Source organism: Aneurinibacillus soli (assembly GCF_002355375.1).
GTDB lineage: Bacteria > Bacillota > Bacilli > Aneurinibacillales > Aneurinibacillaceae > Aneurinibacillus > Aneurinibacillus soli.
In genome coordinates this window covers 3,228,387-3,249,530 of the sequence record NZ_AP017312.1, presented here as the reverse complement: position 1 = coordinate 3,249,530, position 21,144 = coordinate 3,228,387, and the positions used below count along the sequence as shown (strand labels likewise).

Annotated in this window: 17 protein-coding genes and 1 pseudogene; 16 read left to right on the top strand and 2 right to left on the bottom strand. The window is 49.2% G+C overall.

Going from position 1 to position 21,144, the window contains the following annotated elements:
• Window positions 1-98 precede the first annotated feature (98 nt).
• The 16 genes and pseudogenes from CB4_RS16395 to fur all read left to right on the top strand — a co-directional run.
• Window positions 99-1,478, top strand: a pseudogene (locus CB4_RS16395) (sigma-54 interaction domain-containing protein); the annotation flags it as partial.
• 189 nt (window positions 1,479-1,667) lie between these two features.
• Window positions 1,668-2,771 carry a branched-chain amino acid dehydrogenase gene (bcd, locus tag CB4_RS16390; protein WP_096466845.1) on the top strand — a complete coding sequence of 368 codons (1,104 nt, stop codon included), beginning with the start codon at window positions 1,668-1,670 and terminating at the stop codon, window positions 2,769-2,771.
• A 20-nt stretch (window positions 2,772-2,791) separates the two neighbouring features.
• Window positions 2,792-4,213, top strand: a complete 1,422-nt coding sequence (lpdA, locus tag CB4_RS16385) for a dihydrolipoyl dehydrogenase (protein ID WP_096466844.1) — start codon at window positions 2,792-2,794, stop codon at window positions 4,211-4,213.
• An 18-nt stretch (window positions 4,214-4,231) separates the two neighbouring features.
• Window positions 4,232-5,224, top strand: coding sequence for a thiamine pyrophosphate-dependent dehydrogenase E1 component subunit alpha (locus tag CB4_RS16380; protein ID WP_096466843.1), 993 nt, complete (start codon window positions 4,232-4,234; stop codon window positions 5,222-5,224).
• Window positions 5,225-5,237: 13 nt separating this feature from the next.
• On the top strand, window positions 5,238-6,221 hold the full coding sequence (locus CB4_RS16375; RefSeq protein ID WP_096466842.1) for an alpha-ketoacid dehydrogenase subunit beta: 984 nt from the start codon (window positions 5,238-5,240) through the stop codon (window positions 6,219-6,221).
• A 15-nt stretch (window positions 6,222-6,236) separates the two neighbouring features.
• On the top strand, window positions 6,237-7,589 hold the full coding sequence (locus CB4_RS16370; RefSeq protein WP_096466841.1) for a dihydrolipoamide acetyltransferase family protein: 1,353 nt from the start codon (window positions 6,237-6,239) through the stop codon (window positions 7,587-7,589).
• 181 nt (window positions 7,590-7,770) lie between these two features.
• Window positions 7,771-9,423, top strand: a complete 1,653-nt coding sequence (locus CB4_RS16365) for an acyl-CoA mutase large subunit family protein (protein WP_096466840.1) — start codon at window positions 7,771-7,773, stop codon at window positions 9,421-9,423.
• A gap of 18 nt (window positions 9,424-9,441) precedes the next feature.
• Window positions 9,442-10,302: a methylmalonyl-CoA epimerase gene (gene mce, locus CB4_RS16360; protein WP_096466839.1), complete on the top strand. Its 861-nt coding sequence runs from the start codon at window positions 9,442-9,444 to the stop codon at window positions 10,300-10,302.
• Window positions 10,303-10,407: 105 nt separating this feature from the next.
• Window positions 10,408-11,955: an acyl-CoA carboxylase subunit beta gene (locus tag CB4_RS16355; RefSeq protein ID WP_096467787.1), complete on the top strand. Its 1,548-nt coding sequence runs from the start codon at window positions 10,408-10,410 to the stop codon at window positions 11,953-11,955.
• Between the two features lie 13 nt (window positions 11,956-11,968).
• The gene (locus CB4_RS16350; RefSeq protein ID WP_096466838.1) at window positions 11,969-12,244 is read left to right on the top strand and encodes a hypothetical protein; all 276 of its coding nucleotides are present in this window, start codon (window positions 11,969-11,971) and stop codon (window positions 12,242-12,244) included.
• 92 nt (window positions 12,245-12,336) lie between these two features.
• The gene (locus CB4_RS16345; RefSeq protein WP_096466837.1) at window positions 12,337-13,455 is read left to right on the top strand and encodes a M20/M25/M40 family metallo-hydrolase; all 1,119 of its coding nucleotides are present in this window, start codon (window positions 12,337-12,339) and stop codon (window positions 13,453-13,455) included.
• Window positions 13,456-13,480: 25 nt separating this feature from the next.
• Entirely contained in the window at window positions 13,481-13,693 is a 213-nt protein-coding gene (locus CB4_RS16340) for a hypothetical protein (protein ID WP_096466836.1), read from the top strand.
• A gap of 517 nt (window positions 13,694-14,210) precedes the next feature.
• The gene (locus CB4_RS16330; RefSeq protein ID WP_096466834.1) at window positions 14,211-15,365 is read left to right on the top strand and encodes a DUF3866 family protein; all 1,155 of its coding nucleotides are present in this window, start codon (window positions 14,211-14,213) and stop codon (window positions 15,363-15,365) included.
• Window positions 15,358-15,888 (top strand): NUDIX domain-containing protein, encoded by a 531-nt coding sequence (locus CB4_RS16325; protein WP_096466833.1) that lies wholly within the window; start codon window positions 15,358-15,360, stop codon window positions 15,886-15,888. The genes CB4_RS16330 and CB4_RS16325 overlap by 8 nt, the downstream gene beginning before the upstream one ends.
• Window positions 15,889-15,956: 68 nt before the next feature.
• Window positions 15,957-16,619, top strand: coding sequence for a stage II sporulation protein M (gene spoIIM / locus CB4_RS16320; RefSeq protein ID WP_096466832.1), 663 nt, complete (start codon window positions 15,957-15,959; stop codon window positions 16,617-16,619).
• A 73-nt stretch (window positions 16,620-16,692) separates the two neighbouring features.
• Window positions 16,693-17,172, top strand: a complete 480-nt coding sequence (fur, locus tag CB4_RS16315; RefSeq protein WP_096466831.1) for a ferric iron uptake transcriptional regulator — start codon at window positions 16,693-16,695, stop codon at window positions 17,170-17,172.
• A 119-nt stretch (window positions 17,173-17,291) separates the two neighbouring features.
• On the opposite strand, the gene CB4_RS16310 is transcribed toward fur, so the two are convergent.
• Window positions 17,292-18,755 carry a M60 family metallopeptidase gene (locus CB4_RS16310; RefSeq protein ID WP_157738017.1) on the bottom strand — a complete coding sequence of 488 codons (1,464 nt, stop codon included), beginning with the start codon at window positions 18,753-18,755 and terminating at the stop codon, window positions 17,292-17,294.
• 196 nt (window positions 18,756-18,951) lie between these two features.
• On the bottom strand, window positions 18,952-21,033 hold the full coding sequence (locus CB4_RS16305) for a peptidoglycan D,D-transpeptidase FtsI family protein (protein WP_096466829.1): 2,082 nt from the start codon (window positions 21,031-21,033) through the stop codon (window positions 18,952-18,954).
• Window positions 21,034-21,144: the final 111 nt, after the last annotated feature.

Sequence of the window (21,144 nt, the reverse complement as noted above, 5' to 3'; positions counted from 1 at the left end):
CATTGTTGGCCATCGTTGCTCTGTTGCAGGAAGTCTGGTTAAATGAAAGGAGAGTCTGCAAGTTTTTTCAGAGTGGGGGGAATCTGATGGAAAACTTGATGGAAGATGCTCGAAGTATGCTACAGGCTATTATTCATTCATCGAATGATGCAATCTCGGTTGTAGATGCGGAAGGCAATGGGCTGATAATTAATCCTGCATATACTCGTCTGACCGGATTGACCGAGCAAGATGTGATTGGCAAGCCGGCTGATGTGGATATATCGGAAGGGGAAAGTATGCACATGCAAGTGCTGCGCACCGGGCGTCCGGTGCGTGGCGTACCGATCAAAGTCGGGCCGCGCAGGAAAGATGTTATTGTTAATGTTGCGCCGATTATTGTTGATGGAGTGCTCAAGGGAAGTGTGGGAGTCATTCACGATATATCGGATATGAAGAAGGCAACGGAAGAACTTGAGCGGGTAAAGCGGCTTGTGCGAACATTGCGTGCTCGGTATACGTTTGCTGATATTGTCGGGCAAAGCGACGGGATGCAGGCCGCTGTAGAGCAAGGACGCAAAGCTGCCGAGACTCCGGTTACCGTGCTGTTGCGTGGGGAGTCAGGCACGGGGAAGGAATTATTCGCCCATGCGATTCATAATGAAAGCAGCCGTAAATATAATGAATTTGTTCGTGTGAACTGTGCGGCAATTCCGGAGTCGCTTCTTGAGAGTGAGTTGTTTGGCTATGACGAAGGAGCGTTTACTGGGGCGAAGCGTGGGGGGAAGAAGGGGCTATTTGAAGAAGCGAGCGGCGGCACGATTTTTCTGGATGAAATTGGTGAACTGTCGATGAGTACACAGGCGAAGCTTTTGCGGGTGCTACAGGAAAAAGAAATCGTCCGTATCGGCGGTACGAAAGCCATCGCGGTTGACGTCCGTGTGATCGCCGCAACTCACGTTAATCTGGAACAGGCGATTCAGAAGGGGGCATTTCGGGAAGATTTGTATTATCGGATTAATGTGCTTCCGATCATAATTCCGCCGCTTCGTAGTCGGCTGCCAGATCTGCCGGAGCTGATCGGGCATCTGATTCATAAGTACAATCAGGAGTATGGACGCAATGTACAGAATGCCGCGCCTTCCGCACTGGAGCAGCTGTGCTGGTACAGTTGGCCGGGCAACGTGCGGGAGCTCGAAAATGTAATCAGCCGCTCGATGATCAATATGCGGTTCCAGGAAGTTGTAATCCAGCCATACCATTTGCCCGAACTAGCAGGCATTCCATCCCAGACGCAAGCGGAGGGGGGGAAAGTTGTATATTCGGCAGGAGATGTGCAGTTGGAGGATCAACCGTTGAATAAACAGCTGGAAAAAGTGGAAGCGGACATTATTCGCGGCGCATTGGACAGACGGAACGGCAACAAGACAGCTACTGCCCGTGATCTTGGACTTTCCATTCGTAATTTGTATTATAAAATTGAAAAATACGGATTATAGCAAATAATTGCCTGCATTTTTTTGCAGGGTGCGCATGTTTTTGCAGAGGGCATGCGCATAAATCCGCATATTTTGTAAGCGCTTTCTGTAATGAGGTGTTTGGCATGCATGTTGCATTAAGATAAATTGTGTAGACGATGCTCTCCTATCCTTATTGGGAAGAGTAACCCACCTCAGGAGGAAAACACCATGAACATTTTTTCATACATGGAAAACTACGATTATGAACAGCTTGTTTTTTGCCAGGACGCAAATTCTGGATTGAAAGCAATTATTGCCATTCATGACACAACACTTGGCCCGGCACTTGGCGGTACGCGCATGTGGACATACGCTTCTGAATCGGAAGCAATTGAAGATGCACTGCGCCTGGCGCGCGGCATGACATATAAGGCAGCGGGTGCTGGCCTGAATCTCGGTGGAGGCAAGGCAGTTATCATCGGCAATCCGCGCACCGACAAAAATCCAGAAATGTTTCGTGCATTTGGTCGTTATATCCAAGGATTGAATGGCCGCTATATTACAGCCGAGGATGTAGGAACAACGGTGGCCGATATGGATCTGATTCATCTCGAAACAGATTATGTAACCGGTGTATCTCCGGCGTTTGGCAGCAGTGGCAATCCTTCCCCGGTTACAGCATATGGTGTGTATCGAGGAATGAAGGCAGCAGCAAAAGAGGCGTTCGGCACAGACGACCTAAGTGGCAAAACCATTGCCGTTCAGGGCGTGGGAAATGTAGCGTATAATTTATGCCGCCATCTGCATGAAGAAGGTGCGCATCTGATCGTTACTGACATTAATAAAGACAACGTACAGCGTGCGATCGACGATTTCGGAGCGAAAGCGGTTGATCCGGGTGACATTTACAGCCAGACATGCGACATCTTTTCCCCATGTGCGCTTGGAGCCATCATTAATGATGAAACCATTCCACAATTGACAGCACGCGTCGTAGCGGGTGCAGCCAACAATCAGTTGAAAGAAGATCGCCATGGAGATATTTTGCAGGAGAGAGGCATTGTGTATGCACCTGACTATATCATTAATGCAGGCGGCCTGATCAATGTGGCGGATGAGCTGGAAGGTTACAACCGGGACCGCGCAATGAAAAAGGTAGAAACGATTTACGGAAACATTCAGGCGGTTATTGAGATTTCCAATCGGGACGGCATTCCAACATATAAAGCGGCGGACCGCATGTGTGAAGAGCGCATCGCTCGTGTCCAGCGCTCCCGCAGCACATTCCTGCGCGATGGCAAGCATGCTTTATCCCGTATCCATCATAAATAAAGTAATGGAGGAACGTGAACATGTCGAATGAGTATGACGTAGTTGTTCTCGGCGGGGGCACAGGCGGTTATGTAGCCGCAATCCGTGCCGCTCAGCTCGGAATGAAAACAGCAATAGTCGAAAAAGATAAGCTCGGCGGAACATGCCTGCATCGCGGTTGTATTCCAAGCAAGGCGCTGCTGCGCAGTGCAGAGGTATACCATACGCTTAAGAATGGAGCGGAGTACGGAGTTGAAACCGGCGAGATCGGGGTTAACTTCACTCGCATACAGGAGCGAAAGCAGGGAATTGTTGACCAGCTTCATAAAGGCGTTCAGCATCTGATGAAGCAGGGGAAAATCGATGTGTATCATGGAACAGGCCGCATTATGGGACCGTCCATTTTCTCTCCGCAGGCAGGAGCGATCAATATCGAATATCCGGATGGCAACGCAGAAATTTTGCTGCCGAAGTTCGTACTCATTGCGACCGGTTCCCGTCCTCGTCCTCTACCAGGTCTTGCGGTTGATGGAGAGTTCGTACTGACGAGCGACGAAGCGCTTGCCATGACAGAATTGCCGAAGTCGATGCTGATTATCGGCGGTGGAGTGATTGGCATTGAGTGGGCTTCCTTGCTGAATGATCTCGGTGTGGATGTGCACGTTGTGGAGTATGCGAACCGCATTTTGCCGCTTGAAGATGAAGCGATCAGCAAAGAAATGGAGCGTCTTCTGAAAAAGCGGAAAATCAAGGTGCATACGAGTGCGCGTGTGCTGGCAGATACATTTGCCCGCACGGATGGTGGTGTGACTATCGAGGCAGAGCAGAACGGCTCCACAGTGACGCTTGAGGCCGAGAAAATTCTTGTCTCGGTTGGACGTCAGGCGAACATTGAAGATATCGGACTGAACAACGTAGAAGCAAAAGTAGAAAACGGCGTCATTCAAGTAAACAGCATGTATCAGACCGGAGAAGCGCATATTTACGCGATTGGAGATGTGATCGGCGGTCTGCAGCTGGCACACGTTGCATCACACGAAGGAATTGTCGCGGTGGAACATATGGCGGGTCAAAATCCGCATGCGATTGATTATACAATGGTTCCGAAATGCACATACAGCCGTCCAGAGGTGGCGAATGTTGGTCTGACGGAAGCCGAAGCGAAAGACAAAGGGCATAACGTAAAAACAGGGACGTTCCATTTCCGGGCCATTGGTAAGGCACTTGTATACGGGGAGCCGGACGGATTCGTCAAAATTGTTGCCGATGCGGACACAAATGATGTGCTTGGTGTGCATATGATCGGACCGCATGTGACCGATCTGATCGCAGAAGGGGCGCTTGCCCGTGTGCTTGATGCAACACCATGGGAGATCGGGCATACGATTCACCCACACCCGACATTGTCGGAAATCATGGGCGAGGCAGCACTCGCTGTCGACGGCAAAGCGATTCATTCATAAGCAGGGAGGGACCTTACGATGGCACAACTTCGTCACCAGGAAGCAGGGTTAACGGATAAGCAGGTACTTGATATGTATTACTACATGCTGCTAGCGCGCAAAGTAGATGAGCGCATGTGGCTGTTGAACCGGGCAGGCAAAATCCCATTTGTGATCTCCTGCCAGGGACAGGAAGGGGCGCAGATTGGGGCGGCGTTCGCATTTGACCCGCAAAAAGACTATGCGTGCCCGTACTATCGCGATATGGGGCTTGTGCTCGTATTCGGTCAGACAGCACGTGACATGATGCTGTCAGCGTTTGCGAAGGCAGAAGATCCGAACAGCGGCGGACGACAAATGCCGGGCCATTTTGGCGGTCGCAAATATAACATTCTGACCGGTTCCAGTCCGGTAACGACGCAGGTGCCGCATGCGGTTGGCCTGGCGCTTGCAGGACGGATGGAGGGCAAGGATCTTGCTGTGTTTACCTCATTTGGAGAAGGCTCAAGCAACCAGGGGGATTTCCATGAAGGGGCGAACTTTGCCGGTGTGCATAAACTTCCTGTTATTTTCTTCTGTGAAAACAATAAATATGCAATCTCCGTTCCGATCACGAAGCAGCTTGCTTGCAAAAGTGTAGCTGACCGGGCGCTTGGCTACGGCTTCCCGGGCATCTCTGTGGACGGAAACGACCCGATTGAAGTATATAAAGCAACAAAAGAAGCGGTAGACCGCGCACGTCGTGGCGAAGGAGCGACGCTGATCGAGGCGGTAACATACCGTCTGGTACCGCACTCTAGTGACGATGACGACCGTGCGTATCGCTCCCGTGAAGAAGTGGAAGATGCGAAGAAGAAAGATCCATTGCTTCGTTTTGCGAGCTATCTCCGTGAAATCGGTCTGCTTGATGAGGTAACCGAGAAGGAAATAGGCGAACGGATAGCGCACGAAGTAGATGAAGCGACAGAATACGCGGAGAACGCACCGTATCCGGCACCGGAAGACACGCTGCGTCACGTATACGCGGAATAAGGGGGAATCGGAAATGGCAGTTATTTCATACATCGATGCGGTCACCCAGGCGCTGCGCGAGGAAATGCGGCGCGACCCGAAAGTATTCGTGCTCGGCGAGGATGTTGGTGTGCGCGGGGGGGTATTCCGCGCAACGAGCGGATTATATGAAGAGTTCGGCGAGCAGCGCGTCATTGATACACCGCTTGCAGAGTCTGCGATTGCAGGCGTGGCGATTGGGGCTGCGGCGTATGGCATGCGTCCGGTGGCGGAAATGCAGTTTGCCGATTTTATTATGCCGGCGTTCAATCAGATCATAAGCGAGGCAGCGAAAATGCGCTATCGCTCGAATAACGACTGGCACTGCCCGCTCGTGATCCGTGCTCCGTATGGCGGAGGTGTACACGGTGCGCTGTATCACTCACAGAGTGTGGAAGCGTTGTTTACAAGCACGCCGGGCCTGAAAGTGGTTGCACCGTCCACACCGTATGATGCGAAGGGCATGCTGAAAGCGGCGATTCGCGATGAGGATCCGGTTCTGTTCTTTGAACATAAGCGTTGCTACCGTTTGATTAAAGGCGAAGTGCCGGAAACCGATTATGTAGTTCCGCTCGGCAAGTCAGATGTGAAGCGGGAAGGAACGGATATTACCGTAATCAGCTATGGCCTGACGCTACATTTTGCGCTGCAGGCAGCCGAGAAGCTGGCGGAAGAAGGAATTAGCGCTCATATTCTGGACCTGCGCACGTTGTATCCGCTTGACGTGGAAGGCATTGTGGAAGCCGTGAAGAAAACGGGCAAGGTGCTTATTATTCATGAAGATAACAAATCCGGCGGTGTCGGTGGGGAAGTGGCAGCTGTAATCGCGGAGCACTGCCTGTTCGATCTTGACGCACCAATTCAGCGTCTGGCAGGACCGGATGTGCCAGCGATGCCGTACAGCCCGCCGATGGAAAAATTCTTTATGTTAAACCCGGACAAAGTAGCCACCGCTATGCGCGAGCTGGCAGCATTCTAGGAAGGAGTGGGTGTAATGGCAACAGAAGTACTCATGCCCCAGTTGGGGGAATCCGTAACAGAAGGCACAATTGCCCGCTGGCTTGTGAAACCGGGTGATTACGTAAAAAAATACGAACCGCTTTGTGAAGTGACAACCGATAAAGTAAACGCGGAAGTTCCTTCGACTGTGGAAGGAAAAGTGACGCAGCTTGTCGCCGAAGAAGGGGATACGCTCGCAGTCGGCGCACTCATCTGCTATATCGAGGTGGAAGGGGACGCTCCGGCGCCGGAAGCAAAACCGCAGACGGCATCCACCTCGCCAGCGGCACAGACAGCGTCTGCTCCATCTGTACCGCAGCAGGCAGCAGGTGCTCCTGCTGCGGCTAAAGTCTCGGGTAAACGTTATTCTCCGGCTGTTATGCGGCTCGCGCAGGAAAACGGGATTGACCTGAATCAGGTGAGTGGAACTGGAAGCGAGGGGCGCATCACACGCAAAGATGTGCTTGCCTTCATCGAAAACGGCGGAGCATCCGCTGCTCCGGGAGCCGTTGCAGCATCTCCGCAGATTGCTGCCCAGACCGCAGAAGAAGAGATGCCATCTGTTCAAACAACAGCTGTGTCTGCTCCGCCAGTCGCACAGCCATCTGCTCCGGTATCCCGTCCGCAGACTGTGTCCGTGCCGTCATATCCGGGTGATACACAAATCCCGGTTACGCCGGTACGCCGTGCGATTGCAAATCGGATGACGCAGAGCAAACACGAGGCACCGCACGCATGGACGATGATGGAAGTTGACTTGACCAACCTGGTCAAAATGCGCAACCGCGTCAAAGGGGAATTCAAGGCGAAAGAAGGCTTCAATCTCACGTTCCTGCCGTTCTTCATCAAAGCAGTTGTGGAGTCGATTAAAGAATATCCGATCATGAACTCCGTATGGGCGGGTGAGAATATCGTACTGCGCAAGAATATTAACATCTCGATTGCAGTTGCAACGGATGATGCGCTGTACGTTCCGGTTATTAAAGATGCTGACCAGAAGAGCATTTACGGCATTGCCCGTGCGGTCGATGAGTTGGCAGCGAAAACACGTGCTGGCAAGCTGACACCGGATGATATGGCAGGTGGAACGTTTACGGTAAATAATACTGGATCATTCGGTTCTGTATTGTCGACACCGATCATCAACTATCCGCAGGCTGCGATCATCAGCATAGAATCCATTGTGAAGCGTCCAGTTGTGATTGATGATATGATTGCGATTCGGGATATGGTAAATATATGCCTGTCGCTTGATCATCGTGTATTAGATGGCCTTGTCTGTGGACGATTCTTGCAAAGTGTGAAGCAGAAACTTGAAGCATACAGTTTGGATACAAGTATATACTAAAGATAAACACAAAAAAGCGGGCGAAAATGCCCGCTTTTTTCCTGAAGAAAAATTGTCGAAATAAGAAGGATTTTGCGGACGAGAATCGAATATGTAGAAAGATTGGAACAATTGCAGGGTTCCATATCCAGAGTTACAGAGAGAGACATAATAACGGAGTGTTCTGCGAGGAGGGAAAACCATGGGTAAAAACAAAGGAAAAAAAGCGCTACAAAGCTGGCGAGAGAAGGTAGAAGCACGCCTTGCTAAAGTACCAGAGCGCAAAGAAACATTTACGAATTCTTCCGGCATGGAAGTAGATCGGGTTTATTTGCCAAATGAGTTGACAGAAGAGTACATGGAGAAATCAGGTCTTCCGGGTGAGTATCCGTACACACGGGGGGTACAGCCGACGATGTACCGTGGCCGTTTCTGGACGATGCGTCAGTATGCGGGCTTCGGTTCTGCGGAAGAGACCAACAAGCGTTTTAAATATTTGCTGGAGCAGGGCCAAACGGGCTTAAGCTGTGCGTTCGACCTGCCAACACAGATCGGCTACGATTCCGATGATGCGATGTCTACCGGAGAGGTAGGTAAAGTAGGCGTAGCGATCGATTCACTCGAAGACATGGAGCTGTTATTGGACGGGATTCCGCTTGACAAGGTAAGTACGTCGATGACGATCAATGCTCCGGCATCTGTCCTACTTGCGATGTATATCGCAGTTGGTGAGAAACAAGGTGTATCGTCTGAGAAACTGTCTGGAACCATTCAGAATGACATTCTTAAAGAATACATTGCACGCGGCACATACATCTTCCCACCAAAGCCGTCGATGCGTTTGATTACTGATATTTTTGAATACTGTGCGAACAACGTTCCGAAGTGGAACACAATTAGCATCAGCGGCTATCACATCCGCGAAGCTGGTTCGACGGCTGTGCAGGAAGTAGCCTTTACACTTGCGGATGCAGTAGCCTATGTAGAAGCGGCTATTCAAGCTGGTCTTGGTGTGGATGACTTTGCACCGCAGTTGTCGTTTTTCTTCAATGGCCATAACAACTTCTTTGAAGAGATCGCAAAATTCCGTGCGGCACGCCGTATCTGGTCTCGCCTCATGAAAGAGAAGTATCAGGCAAAAAATCCAAAATCATGGCAGTTCCGCGTGCATACGCAAACAGGTGGTTCGACACTGACAGCGCAGCAGCCGGATAATAATATCGTTCGTGTTACCGTTCAGGCGCTTGCGGCTGTTCTTGGCGGTACGCAGAGTCTGCACACGAACTCTCGTGACGAAGCACTTGCGCTTCCGACTGAAGAATCTGCACGTATTGCTCTGCGTACACAGCAGATCATTGCATATGAAACAGGTGTAACCGACACGGTTGACCCGCTGGCAGGTTCGTATTTTGTGGAAAGCCTGACAGACCAGATCGAGCAGCAGGTGCTTGACTACATGAAAAAGATCGAAGACATTGGCGGCGCTGTTGCAGCCGTTGAGCAAGGCTACATGCAACGTGAAATTCACGAGAAAGCATATGAGTTCCAAAAGCAAGTGGAAAGCGGCGAAGAAGTTGTGGTCGGCGTGAACAAGTTCCGCATCGAAGGCGAGAAGCAGCCGGAACTGCTTCGCGTAGACCCAAGCCTCGGCAAAGTACAGCGTGCCAAATTAGAAGAGCTGCGTGCACGCCGGGACAACGACAAAGTGCAGGCAGCGCTCGAAGCGCTTCGCACTGGTGCACAAGGTACAGACAACCTGATGCCACTTATTCTCGATGCGGTGCGCGTATACGCGACAATCGGCGAGATTTGTGGTGTGCTTCGTGAAGAATTCGGCGAGTACCGGGCTGTATAACGGGGAGGAACAAGACAGATGGAGAAGAAAATTCGCGTATTAGTAGCTAAACCAGGTCTGGATGGACACGACCGTGGCGCGCTGGTTATTGCCCAGGCGCTGCGTGATGAGGGTATGGAAGTAATCTACACGGGCCTGCGTCAGACACCGGCGCAGATCGTAGCAAGTGCGATTCAGGAGGACGTAAGTGTAATCGGCTTGTCCTGCCTGTCTGGCGCGCATAATGAGCTGTTCCCGGAAGTAATCCGCCTGCTCAAGGAGCAAGGTGCGGACGATATTCTTGTTATCGGCGGCGGTGTTATTCCGGATGAGGATATTCCATTCCTCGAAGAGAGTGGCGTGGCACACGTCTTTACACCGGGAACAAACACAAGCGATGCAGCAGACTTTATTCGTCACAAGCTTGGTGTAGCGGAAGCAGGCACAGAACCGCTCATGTCATCCCCGCAAAAGATCGAGCACATCGGTATTGCTGTAAAAAGCATCGATGAATCGTTGAAGTTCTATACACAAGTGCTTGGCCTGAAACTGACTGGTTTTGAAACAGTTGAAAGCGAAAAGGTTCGCGTGGCGTTCCTCGAAATCGGAGAATCGCACATTGAGCTTCTTGAGCCGACAAGCCCGGAGAGTGCGATTGCGAAGTTTATCGAGAAGAAGGGCGAAGGAATTCACCACGTTGCGCTCAAAGTGGACAACCAGAAGGAGCGTCTTGCTACGTTGAAAGAAGCGGGCGTAAAACTGATTACTGAAACGCCGAAGCTCGGTGCGCACAACAACATGGTCGCATTCCTGCACCCGAAAGCAACAGGCGGTGTTCTGCTTGAGCTGTGTGAGAAGGCAGATTCTGCTCCGTTGGAAGGACATGCGGACAAACACTAAACATGGAATAACAAGGGTAGGAGGCGGATTCTAGTCCGCCTTTTTCCGCTACGTATATAAATAGAGACTGCATTTGGATAGGAGGATCCTTACACTATGAGCACGATGTACGAAAAAATTGATGAGATGTACGAACGACGCCGCAAAGTCGAACTTGGCGGCGGTGATAAGCGAATTGATGCCCAGCACAACCGAGGCAAGCTGACTGCACGGGAGCGGATTGATCTTTTTCTCGACCGTGACACCTTCGTGGAACTGAATCCGTTTATCGAGCACCGTACAACAAATTTTGGTATGGAAAAAATGGAAGGCCCAGGTGAAGGGGTTGTAACCGGATACGGTAAAGTAAACGGTCGCCTCGTATTCATCTTCTCGCAAGACTTCACAGTATTCGGCGGTGCACTTGGAGAAATGCACGCGCAGAAGATTGCCAAAGTAATGGACCTCGCTGCGAAAAACGGTGCCCCAATGATCGGCTTGAATGATTCGGGCGGCGCGCGTATTCAGGAAGGTGTAGAATCACTTGACGGTTATGGTCACGTGTTCTATCGTAACTCCGTTTATTCCGGTGTCATCCCGCAAATCTCTGTGATTATGGGACCGTGTGCGGGCGGTGCCGTATATTCTCCGGCAATCACTGACTTCGTCTGCATGGTAGAGAAAACAAGCCAGATGTTCATTACCGGACCAAAAGTAATCGAAGCTGTAACCGGTGAGAAGATTTCATCTGAAAACCTTGGCGGCGCGAAAGTACACGCCTCAATTAGCGGGAATGCGCACCTGACCTCTCCATCCGAGTCAGAAATGCTCGACGAGATCCGTCGTCTGCTTAGCTTCCTGCCACAAAATAACATGGAAGACGCACCGGCTGTGCCGTATGAGCGCAAGAAAAATGATGGCTGGGATGACGAGCTTGCTGAGATCGTGCCGATTGCCACTACGAAAGTATACGATGTACGCAAAGTAATTGAGCGTATTGTCGATAACGGTGATTTCATGGAAATTCAGCCGGATTTCGCGAAAAACATCGTGATCGGCTTTGGTCGCATCGACGGTCATTCCGTTGGCCTGATTGCGAACCAACCGAAATTCATGGCGGGTGGACTTGACATTAACTCGTCCGATAAGCTGTCTCGTTTTATCCGCTTCTGTGATGCGTTCAACATTCCGCTCATCACATTTGAAGACGTATCGGGCTTCTTCCCGGGTATCAACCAGGAGCACGGCGGTATCATCCGTCACGGCGCGAAAATTCTGTACGCGTACTCCGAGGCAACCGTTCCGAAGATTACCGTTATTCTTCGCAAAGCATTTGGTGGCGCGTATGTAGCCCTGAACTCGAAAGCGATCGGTGCGGACATTGTATACGCATGGCCGAATGCGGAAATCGCGGTAATGGGTGCGGAAGGTGCGGCAAACATCATCTTCGCACGCGAGATCGAAAACAGCGAGAACCCGGCGGAAACACGCCAGGCAAAAATCGCGGAATACCGTGACCAGTTTTCAAATCCGTATGTGGCAGCACGTCGCGGTATGGTTGACGATGTTATCGACCCGCGTGAAACGCGCCAGAAGCTCCAGGAAGCACTGGAAATGCTGCGCAACAAGCGGGAAATGCGTCCGGCGAAAAAACACGGAAATATTCCGTTGTAAGGAGTAGGACAGCATGAATCAGACACTTGAACGCGAAGCAGTAGCGGTTATGGAGGCTGCAGTAGCTGTAGAAGATACGGCTACCACGCAGCTAGTGGATGAAGGTAGCCAGACTTTTTCGACAGAAGATACCGGGACGCTGAGCTGGAAGCAGGCTGGTCGTCATGCGCTGATGAATACACGCAAGGTTGTGCACAATCGTGCGAACAATCAGCTGTATATGCGTACAGCTCCGGCACGCGACGCAGGAGCCGAACGACTTGCTCGCATGCGTCGTACCCCAAGATAGCGATATGTAATTAGTGGAAACACCCTCCCTTGTTGTGTATAATGAACACCGTAGTTTGTACGTGTTTTTTATACAACAGGAGGGTGTTTTTTATGGTACAGCAAGACCGGATTGTGACTGAATTTATAGAACTTGTTCAAGTAGATAGTGAAACGAAGCATGAACGGATGATTTGCGATGTACTGAAAGCGAAATTTTCAGAGCTTGGCCTTACGGTCGTAGAAGATGACGCGGCATCCAAGACCGATCATGAAGCCGGTAACATTGTAGCAACACTTCCGGGAACTGTGGATGGTACAACGATTTATTTTACATGCCATATGGATACGGTTGTGCCGGGCAAGGGGATTAAACCGGACATTAAGGATGGATACATTGTATCTGACGGCACAACGATCCTCGGCAGTGACGATAAAGCCGGGATTGCGGCGATGTTTGAAGCATTGCGTGTGCTCAAAGAAACGAGTACACCACATGCAACCATTCAATTTTTGATTACTGTCGGGGAAGAGTCTGGCTTGCAGGGCGTAAAAGTATTCGATCCGTCTCTTCTGGAGGCGAAGTACGGCTTTTCGCTTGACAGTAATGGCAAGGTGGGCGATATCATTATTGCTGCCCCGAACCAGGCGAAAATCACAGCTGTCATCCACGGTCGCTCTGCGCATGCCGGTGTGAATCCGGAAGCAGGGATCAGTGCTATCCAAGTGGCGAGCAAGGCAATTTCCCGCATGCCGCTTGGTCGCGTAGACAGTGAGACAACAGCCAATATCGGCAGCTTTGAAGGCGTCGGTCCGACAAACGTTGTATGTGAGAAAGCGATGGTGCATGCGGAAGCACGCAGTCTTGTGAAGGAGAAGCTGGACGCTCAGCTTGAAAAAATGAAGCGGGCGTTTGAAGAGACGGCAGCGGAATTCGGTGCGCGTGCGGAAGTCGACATCGAGATCGCATATCCCGGCTTCAAGTTCTCGGAAGCAGATCAAGTCGTGCAGAAAGCGATCGCCGGCGTAAAGGCGGTCGGACGTAAACCACGCCTGCTTGCAAGCGGCGGCGGAAGCGATGCGAATGTACTATCCGGGCACGGCATTCCAACTGCGAATTTGGCGATTGGGTACGAAGATATTCATACAACGAAAGAAAAAATTCCGGTAGAAGAGCTTGTGAAAACAGCCGAGCTTGTGGTGGCGCTTTGTAAAGAAGCAGTGGCTGAATAATTGCTATATGTGGGAGATGTCTCGAATGATCGAGGCATCTTTTTTTGGTTATTGGTTCTATCCAGAGTGTGGTGGAGGAGCGGAGATGGAAGTCGCTTTGTCACTTGGTTACGCTTACGGTGAAGCGGAGACTGACCGCTCCAGGCGGCAGGCAAACTCGCCCACAAACGAGGAGCGAGGAAGCTTATTCACAGAAGCATTGTGGGCAAAAGCCCGTTCGCCTACCCCCTTCCGCTAGGTAGCTGCGTAAAGACGTTCCATAGCGACTTCCTTCTCCGCTCCTAACCAATTTGGCAGACAACCATTAAGCAAAAATTTTGTTGTTAGGCTTCGTTGCATAGCTAAAAACAATGTCCAGCTCTTTTCGGGAAAGCCTCTGAACTATCAGATAAATCAGCCCTTACGTCAAGCAAGCTTTTCTGAATCAAAGCTGTGTTGGGAGGGGAGAAGAGGGATGGGCAAGAGAGCGCCTTTACGCGATCACTCAGCGGAGGGAGAGCGGCGAACGGGCCTTTGCCCGCAATCCTTCCGTGAGTCTACATCGAGGGACCTCTTTTGCGGGCGAGTTCGCTGATCTCCCGGAGCGGACAGTTCTTACTTCTCTGTAAGCGTAACAAAGCGAACGGCTTATCCCTCTTCTTTCCTCCCCCACCAAACCTTGTCGATTCCACGAAAGCTAGGTCTTGAGATAACAGGAAGCGTGCTTTTTCACCAAAAGCCTGCATAACCTCCTTACTGAAAGGGGGGCAAAAAAGATGATCACATGGGCATACGGAACAGTACTGCGCATTGTACGAACCGAGAAAGCTATGCAGGAAATCAAGGTAGAGATTGAGGGGGAAGAAGCGCGTGCGCTGCATTACCCGCAATGGCTTGGAGAGGTAGAGGAAGGAGAGCAGGTACTGCTAAATACGACAGCTGTTACGCTGGGTCTTGGAAGTGGTGGGTATCATTTCGTCGCAGCGCGGTCTGATGAGAAGGATATCGGTACACCACTACAGCAGGCGCATCGGCAGAGTGGGCATATTATGAAAGGGCGTTATACACCGTTTCAGCATGCGGTCCTGGCGGCAGAAGAGCCGGATAGTCCGCATCATGCACAGTTTGCCGCAGTAGAGGAAGACGTACTGAAAGGAATGCCGGTTGTGGTTGGGGAGTTGCACAGTATGCTGCCGGCCTTTGCACTGGCTTTGCATAACAGTAAGGGGAGAAGTCCGTATCGACTTGTGTATATTATGAGTGAAGGGGGGGCGCAACCGCTTGCGCTCAGTCAGCATGTACGAGCGCTACGACAATCTGGACGATTATGTGCAGCGATTACATACGGGCACGGTTTTGGCGGAGACAGCGAATGCGTGAATTTATACACAGCACTGGCTGCCGCGAGACTTGTGTGGCAGGCGGACGTAGTGATTGTGGCGCCCGGACCGGGAACGGTCGGGACAGCGACACCATTTGGCTTTAGCGGCATGGAACAGATCGCAATTGTGCAAGCGGTACGAAGTCTCGGAGGCATTCCGATTTTGCTTCCGCGCGTAAGTAAAGCCGATAAGCGTACACGGCATCAAGGGATCAGCCATCATACACAAACGGTGTTACGTTTTTTACGAGAAACGCCGTTAGTCATCAATACGACGCAGGAGTTAGTAGATGAATGGGGAGAGCAGTCTGTGTATCATACGGTTATTTTACATGAGACACTTCCGGCAGAAAGGTGGGAGGAGCTTACAGCCGATTACGAGATTCCGCTTATAACGATGAATCGAGGTGTGGAGGAAGACGGTCTGTTTTTTGCACATATGTATTATGCGGCCTGCTTTCTTCGGGCAATGGATTTCTCTTCCCCGCTATGGTTCAATAAACAGGAGAATGCACACTATTTATCGGAAATGAGGCTAGAAGATGAATGAGAAAACAATTAGCAGTCAAACGATTTACGAAGGAAAAGTGATTACATTGAAGGTGGATCAGGTGGAGCTCCCGAATGGAAAAACAGCGTCTCGTGAAATTGTGACCCATCCGGGCGCAGTTGCGGTAATGGCCATTACAGACGACAACCGCCTAGTCGTTGTGCGCCAGTTCCGCAAGCCGCTCGGGCGTACCATTGTGGAGATTCCAGCTGGAAAGCTCGAACCGGGTGAGGAGCCTGTTGTATGTGCACATCGGGAGCTGGAAGAAGAGACGGGCTATACGACACGTACGATGCAGCATGTTGCATCATGTTATACATCACCGGGCTTTGCAGATGAGATCATTCACCTGTACCGCACAGATGGCCTGATAGCAGGAGAAGCGAAACCGGATGAGGATGAATTCGTTGAGCTTATGCACATCACGGTCGAAGAAGCGCAGCAGCTGATCGAGAGTGGGGAGATTTGTGACGCGAAGACCATAATGGCTGTATACGCCTGGAAACTCGAATCACGCACATAATAGTTGCACATATTTCTTCCCTGTCCGTCATATATATGACGGTAAGATAAACAGAGGGGAGAAGTCCGATGGCACGTGGTAAATGGGGACAAACATTCCAGCAAAACTTGCGCGAACATTCATCGCTTTATTTGTTTACGACCGTGCTGTTTGTGATGGGGCTTGGCTTTGGTGCAGTTGTGGTTAATTCGCTTGGATTGACGCAGAAGCAGGAATTGTACATGTATGTAAGCCAGTTTTTTCATGAGCTAAAAACCGACAACATTGCCGAGCCTGTACGCAGCTTCCAAAATTCACTCGGTCATTATTTGAAGTATCTCGGATTTATGTGGCTGCTTGGCCTGTCGGTGATCGGGTTGCCGCTTATTCTGCTGATGGTATTCCTCAAAGGGGTCGTGCTTGGCTTTACAGTTGGTTTTTTGGTGAATCAGCTTCACTGGGAGGGGTTATACTTTGCTGTAGTTTCTGTACTCCCGCAAAATCTGCTGGTGATCCCGGCGGTTATTATTGTTGCCACAGCAGGTGTATCGTTTTCGATGCAGTTGATTCAGTCGCGGTTTATGAAGCGGGGCGGGGCAATTTATCCACGGTTTCTTATGTATAGTATGCTCATTCTCATCATGGGTGGAGTGATGACGGTGGCAGCTGCTTTCGAAGCATTTATCTCGCCTGCGCTGATGAAACATGCAAGTGCAGCGATTATGAAATTTATAATAATTGTTATTAAATAAGAATTATATTTGACTCGGTATACACCCTCCACTATAATAATCATGTATGAAAGCTGCTCGGGGAGGGTCTGTGATGGAAGAACGAATTGAGAGAATCAGACAGCAATTGCATGAACATAGTTATAAGCTGACTCCGCAGCGGGAAGCAACACTTCGGGTGTTGCTTGAAAATGAAGAAAAGCACCTGTCCGCCGAGGAAGTCTGGCTGCTCGTAAAGCAAAAAGCACCGGAAACTGGCCTTGCGACTGTATACCGTACGTTGGAGCTAATGAGTGAGCTTGGTATTCTCGATAAAGTGAATTTCGGTGATGGCGCGGTACGCTACGATTTCCGCAGTGAAGACGCTGAACATCATCATCATCATTTGATATGTGTGGAATGCGGTACCGTAGACGAGATTCACGAAGATCTTCTTGGTGAAGTGGAGCAGGCTGTCAGTGATAAGTTTAGATTCCATATCTTGGATCATCGTCTGTCATTCCATGGTGTATGCCACCGCTGTATCGACAACGTTGATCTGGACGAAGTTAGCAAACCAAAACCGCAGATGTAGACAAAAAAATCAGGGCATATGCCCTGATTTTTGCTTTGGGTTTTCGTAGAGCAATAATAAGTTTTATAACAGCAAAACCTCTTAGGTAGGGTAAGAGGCTTTGTCTGTATCATGGATTGCTACTCTTGTTTTAGTTTCCAAATCTCTTTTTTTAGTGGTTTTACATTCATTTTTAATACACTTTTCTTTGCCTGGTCTGAATATGTAAGTCGCCATTTATCGAAAAACGGCAATAAGTTTTCTCCGCTGCATTTAGAAGTCATTACAACAAATGTATCGATTTTTTCCTGAGTATTTTTTGGCAATTGATTCGCAGGCAGTTCACGATAAGCAATATGTAATTTGGTGTAGAAATCCCAACCATATGCTTGTTGCAGCTGCATAAACATTACTAGACGCTCCCAAACGTCAATTTGTTTGTCATCATTGAAATTTTTTCCGGGAGTATTACTGTTTACAAACGTAAGTGCTTTGTCATAGGTTGATTTTCCATCCTTATCTTTGCTTACTAAGCGGGATGGATTGCCGTATTTCGTTTGAATATTCAATGAGTGTAAATTCGTTGTTACTTCAACGATCGAATTCCACTCCCATGCTCCTTGTTGATAGTCATGTCCTAATTCATGCCAGAATCCCCATCCGTCATGCTGAATCTTATTACTATCTACAATTGCTTTTGAAGTAGAACCTTGATAGAACATAATCGGATAGCCAGAGTGCATCCAACCTGCGCTGATTTCTTTGTCGGCTACATAGCGGAACGGACGGTCTGGACTTCGATTTGGTTCTGGTTTATTTGGTGCAAGACCAACCAGTTCATCATAGTGGTTGATGATTTCATCCCATTTTTCCATCAATTCTTTTGGATGATCCAACTTCCGAATATCTTCAGATGGAACCGTTAGGATCACGCGTTTGCTTTGCAATTCAGCCCAGGGTGCCGGATAATTTCTAATCATGTTTTTCCATTGCTGTTCAGTTGTTTTACCTAAAATAAAGTAGGGAGCATTCACTGCACCGCTGATTGTAATAATCGCTTTTTTCCCTGGTTTAGCTTTGGTTGGAATTAGGTAAAGTAAGCCGCCGTATGGATTACTAATTTTATTAATCCCCGGAACTAGTTTTTGACGCAGGACAACAACGGGCGCACGTTTCTGAGTCGGTTCATTTTTTAATTTATCGGTATGCGCTCCAATTTGTACATCGAGATCAGTAATACCCTCGGGTACATTCAAGCTGATCTCACCATTAGGCGGTGCGTAAAGTCCTGTACTTACCCATGTGCCTGGTGGTGAAGACATGCGTAAGTAACTGAAGTCATGATAGTCAAAATTGACTTCAATTGCTTTATTAGTGATCCTTGGAGCATCACTAGGAACTTTCCCTGGAAATTCATCAGCAGGAGGAAATGTAGAATAATTCTCTTCCAATGTTGTCCTTGCAGACTGAGTAAGTTGTGTTAACTGTGTGCTGGATTGGGCACTTTGTGCGTTAACTACAGGATCAGTAATATAGGGGACGCTGATGATTGCTGCTAGCAAAGTACTACCTATGCATGTTGAAAGTGGTGTTCTTTTTTTCATAAATGCCTTCTTTCTTTTATGTAATAATTTCTTGTAATATATATCGGAGAAAGAAATTAAGCATTTTAGTTTCATTTTTCAGTTTAGTATATCAGATGATAAGCAACTGCTTATTCCTTCTCTCACTCCACCTCCATACGTTGTCGAACTACAAAAAAAGGGCTGCCCTGTAATTTCTCACAGGACAGCCCTTTAATCATTTCTTCGCCATATTCGGAGCCGCCGTCGCGGGAACATACGGCTTGTCTGTCGGACCAAGGCCAACGTGTTTATTATACGAGTCATAGATCGCCCGCGCGATCATACCGGCAGATTGACTACCATAACCACCTTCCGGAACGATAACAGCAACCGCAAGCTTTGGATCTTCAGCGGGAGCGAATGAAACAAACACCCCGTTATTAATCTTGTTGGCTTTGTGCCAGGTTACTTTTTTCGAGAAATCGACAGAACTAGGAACGTAAATATCTTGCTGGGATGTACCGGTTTTAGCCGCTACATGGTACGGGAATCCGGCAAATGCGCCGACTGCTGTACCCCCTGATTCAGTTGTAACCATGACCATTCCTTCGTGAACAACTCGCCAGTACTCATCTGGGAGATTCAGTTTGCTCAGAACTTCTGGCTTGAATGACTGGACTACTTTACCATTATTGTCTACGATCCGGTCCACTAACTGTGGACGATAGCGAACGCCCTTACTTGCCAGTGTCGCTGCGTACTGAGCAAGTTGCATGGTAGTATAGCGGCCTTGCTGACCAAAGGAAGCTTGTACCATCGCAGCAGTTGGACCGTATTTTGCATTCATTACAAGAAAATCTTCCTTACCACTTGATTCATTCGGCAAATCGACCCCGGTTTTGATACCCAGGCCGAAGGCGCGGAGGTATTTCTGATACGTAAAGATCGTATCCTTGCCCAACTTATCCCGCAGTGCTTTACCAACCCGTGCCATATACGTATTAGACGAGAACTTAAGTGCCCGTTGCGGGGTTAATAAGCCATAATTATGGTTGCTGTCATTGTGAATGACGTCCCCTGCTGAAGAGCCGTATCGATAAGCACCAGGGTCTGACCATGTGTCATAAGGCGTGATGACCTTTTCTGCAAGCCCCGTTAAAACCGTCGCTGGCTTGAGAGCCGAACCAGACGGAAGGATAGAGGCCGGATGTCTATATGTTTCTAATGCGGCATCATCCCCGGTTTTCGGGCGAACGTCGTGCGGGGCACTACTAATTGTACCGTTCGGGAACGAATACTGGTTCGCCTCGTACGTTTCTTTATCCGGTCCCGATGTCCAGATATTTGGATCGTATTCCGGGTAGCTGACCGTAGCGACGACTCTACCTGTTTTAACTTCGATTGCCACTGCATAGGCGTTGCGGGCATTGTACGCATTCTTACCGGTTCCGCGCAGTTTTGGCAGGAAGTCTCTAATGAAATTACGGGTGTCGAGCTGTACGCGATCATCAATGGTCAGATACAGGTTGTTGCCGCGTGTTGGCGGAACTTCCTTAATCTGTTGTAGAATCGTCTGGTTGGCAGCTACCTGATACAGGCGATAGCCATTTTCACCGCGCAGTTGTTCTTCGTAACTGCGTTCAATTCCATCATATCCGACCATCTGATTTGGCAGATACGAATCTTTGCGTGCCAGATAGTATTCGTTGCCCTGGTTTTCGGTAACGTTGAACGGGCGTACATAGCCGATTGTTTGTACAGCAACTTGATTCGGGTCATATACACGAATTGGCTTTGTTACGACCGTGATCCCATCGAGATCGCTTCGATGCTCGGCGAGATACGCGATTTCCTTTTGAGACAGATCATACTTCAGATCCTTTTCAAGAAACTTACTTGTCATGCGCATCGTACGTTCAACTTTGCCGTTCTTGAATTCGTAGCCGACGTCCATTTTTTTAAGCAAGTCTTCTTTCTTTGTGCCTGTAAGAATTTTTTCAAGCTTGGTCACAAGGTTTACGTAATACGCTTCGTTCATATAATCTTTTTCTTGAAATACAGCGGTGAACGAGCCCTGGCTGTGTACGATTAGATTGCCGTTTCGATCGTAAATATTGCCCCGCATTGCTAGGATCGGAATTTTTTTGTCTGACTTTGCAGATGCTTCTTTTTCGAACTTCGCACCTTTCACAATTTGTACATAGGAGAGGCGGAAAATCATCGCAGAGAAAATCAGAAACACAACAAGCAGCAATACGTTCAAGCGGCTAAATATCGTTTTTGTTCGGTCATTCTCTTTTTCTTCGTGGTTGTACATGGTTCATCCACACCTTATTTTTAAAAAAGTCAATTCAACCATACATTTTAGCATGACAATGAGCAAATGCAAATGCCATACGGGTATAAAAAAGCACACAATCGAATAGGA

What these genes read in the sequence shown, in the direction of transcription:
- CB4_RS16365 (WP_096466840.1), top strand. Translation starts at nt 7,771, where the DNA reads ATGGGTAAAAACAAAGGAAAAAAAGCGCTACAAAGCTGGCGAGAGAAG.
- CB4_RS16310 (WP_157738017.1), bottom strand. Translation starts at nt 18,755, where the DNA reads ATGAAAAAAAGAACACCACTTTCAACATGCATAGGTAGTACTTTGCTA.
- lpdA (WP_096466844.1), top strand. Translation starts at nt 2,792, where the DNA reads ATGTCGAATGAGTATGACGTAGTTGTTCTCGGCGGGGGCACAGGCGGT.
- bcd (WP_096466845.1), top strand. Translation starts at nt 1,668, where the DNA reads ATGAACATTTTTTCATACATGGAAAACTACGATTATGAACAGCTTGTT.
- CB4_RS16340 (WP_096466836.1), top strand. Translation starts at nt 13,481, where the DNA reads ATGATCGAGGCATCTTTTTTTGGTTATTGGTTCTATCCAGAGTGTGGT.
- fur (WP_096466831.1), top strand. Translation starts at nt 16,693, where the DNA reads ATGGAAGAACGAATTGAGAGAATCAGACAGCAATTGCATGAACATAGT.
- CB4_RS16355 (WP_096467787.1), top strand. Translation starts at nt 10,408, where the DNA reads ATGTACGAAAAAATTGATGAGATGTACGAACGACGCCGCAAAGTCGAA.
- CB4_RS16330 (WP_096466834.1), top strand. Translation starts at nt 14,211, where the DNA reads ATGATCACATGGGCATACGGAACAGTACTGCGCATTGTACGAACCGAG.
- CB4_RS16325 (WP_096466833.1), top strand. Translation starts at nt 15,358, where the DNA reads ATGAATGAGAAAACAATTAGCAGTCAAACGATTTACGAAGGAAAAGTG.
- CB4_RS16350 (WP_096466838.1), top strand. Translation starts at nt 11,969, where the DNA reads ATGAATCAGACACTTGAACGCGAAGCAGTAGCGGTTATGGAGGCTGCA.
- CB4_RS16370 (WP_096466841.1), top strand. Translation starts at nt 6,237, where the DNA reads ATGGCAACAGAAGTACTCATGCCCCAGTTGGGGGAATCCGTAACAGAA.
- CB4_RS16345 (WP_096466837.1), top strand. Translation starts at nt 12,337, where the DNA reads ATGGTACAGCAAGACCGGATTGTGACTGAATTTATAGAACTTGTTCAA.
- mce (WP_096466839.1), top strand. Translation starts at nt 9,442, where the DNA reads ATGGAGAAGAAAATTCGCGTATTAGTAGCTAAACCAGGTCTGGATGGA.
- spoIIM (WP_096466832.1), top strand. Translation starts at nt 15,957, where the DNA reads ATGGCACGTGGTAAATGGGGACAAACATTCCAGCAAAACTTGCGCGAA.
- CB4_RS16380 (WP_096466843.1), top strand. Translation starts at nt 4,232, where the DNA reads ATGGCACAACTTCGTCACCAGGAAGCAGGGTTAACGGATAAGCAGGTA.
- CB4_RS16375 (WP_096466842.1), top strand. Translation starts at nt 5,238, where the DNA reads ATGGCAGTTATTTCATACATCGATGCGGTCACCCAGGCGCTGCGCGAG.
- CB4_RS16305 (WP_096466829.1), bottom strand. Translation starts at nt 21,033, where the DNA reads ATGTACAACCACGAAGAAAAAGAGAATGACCGAACAAAAACGATATTT.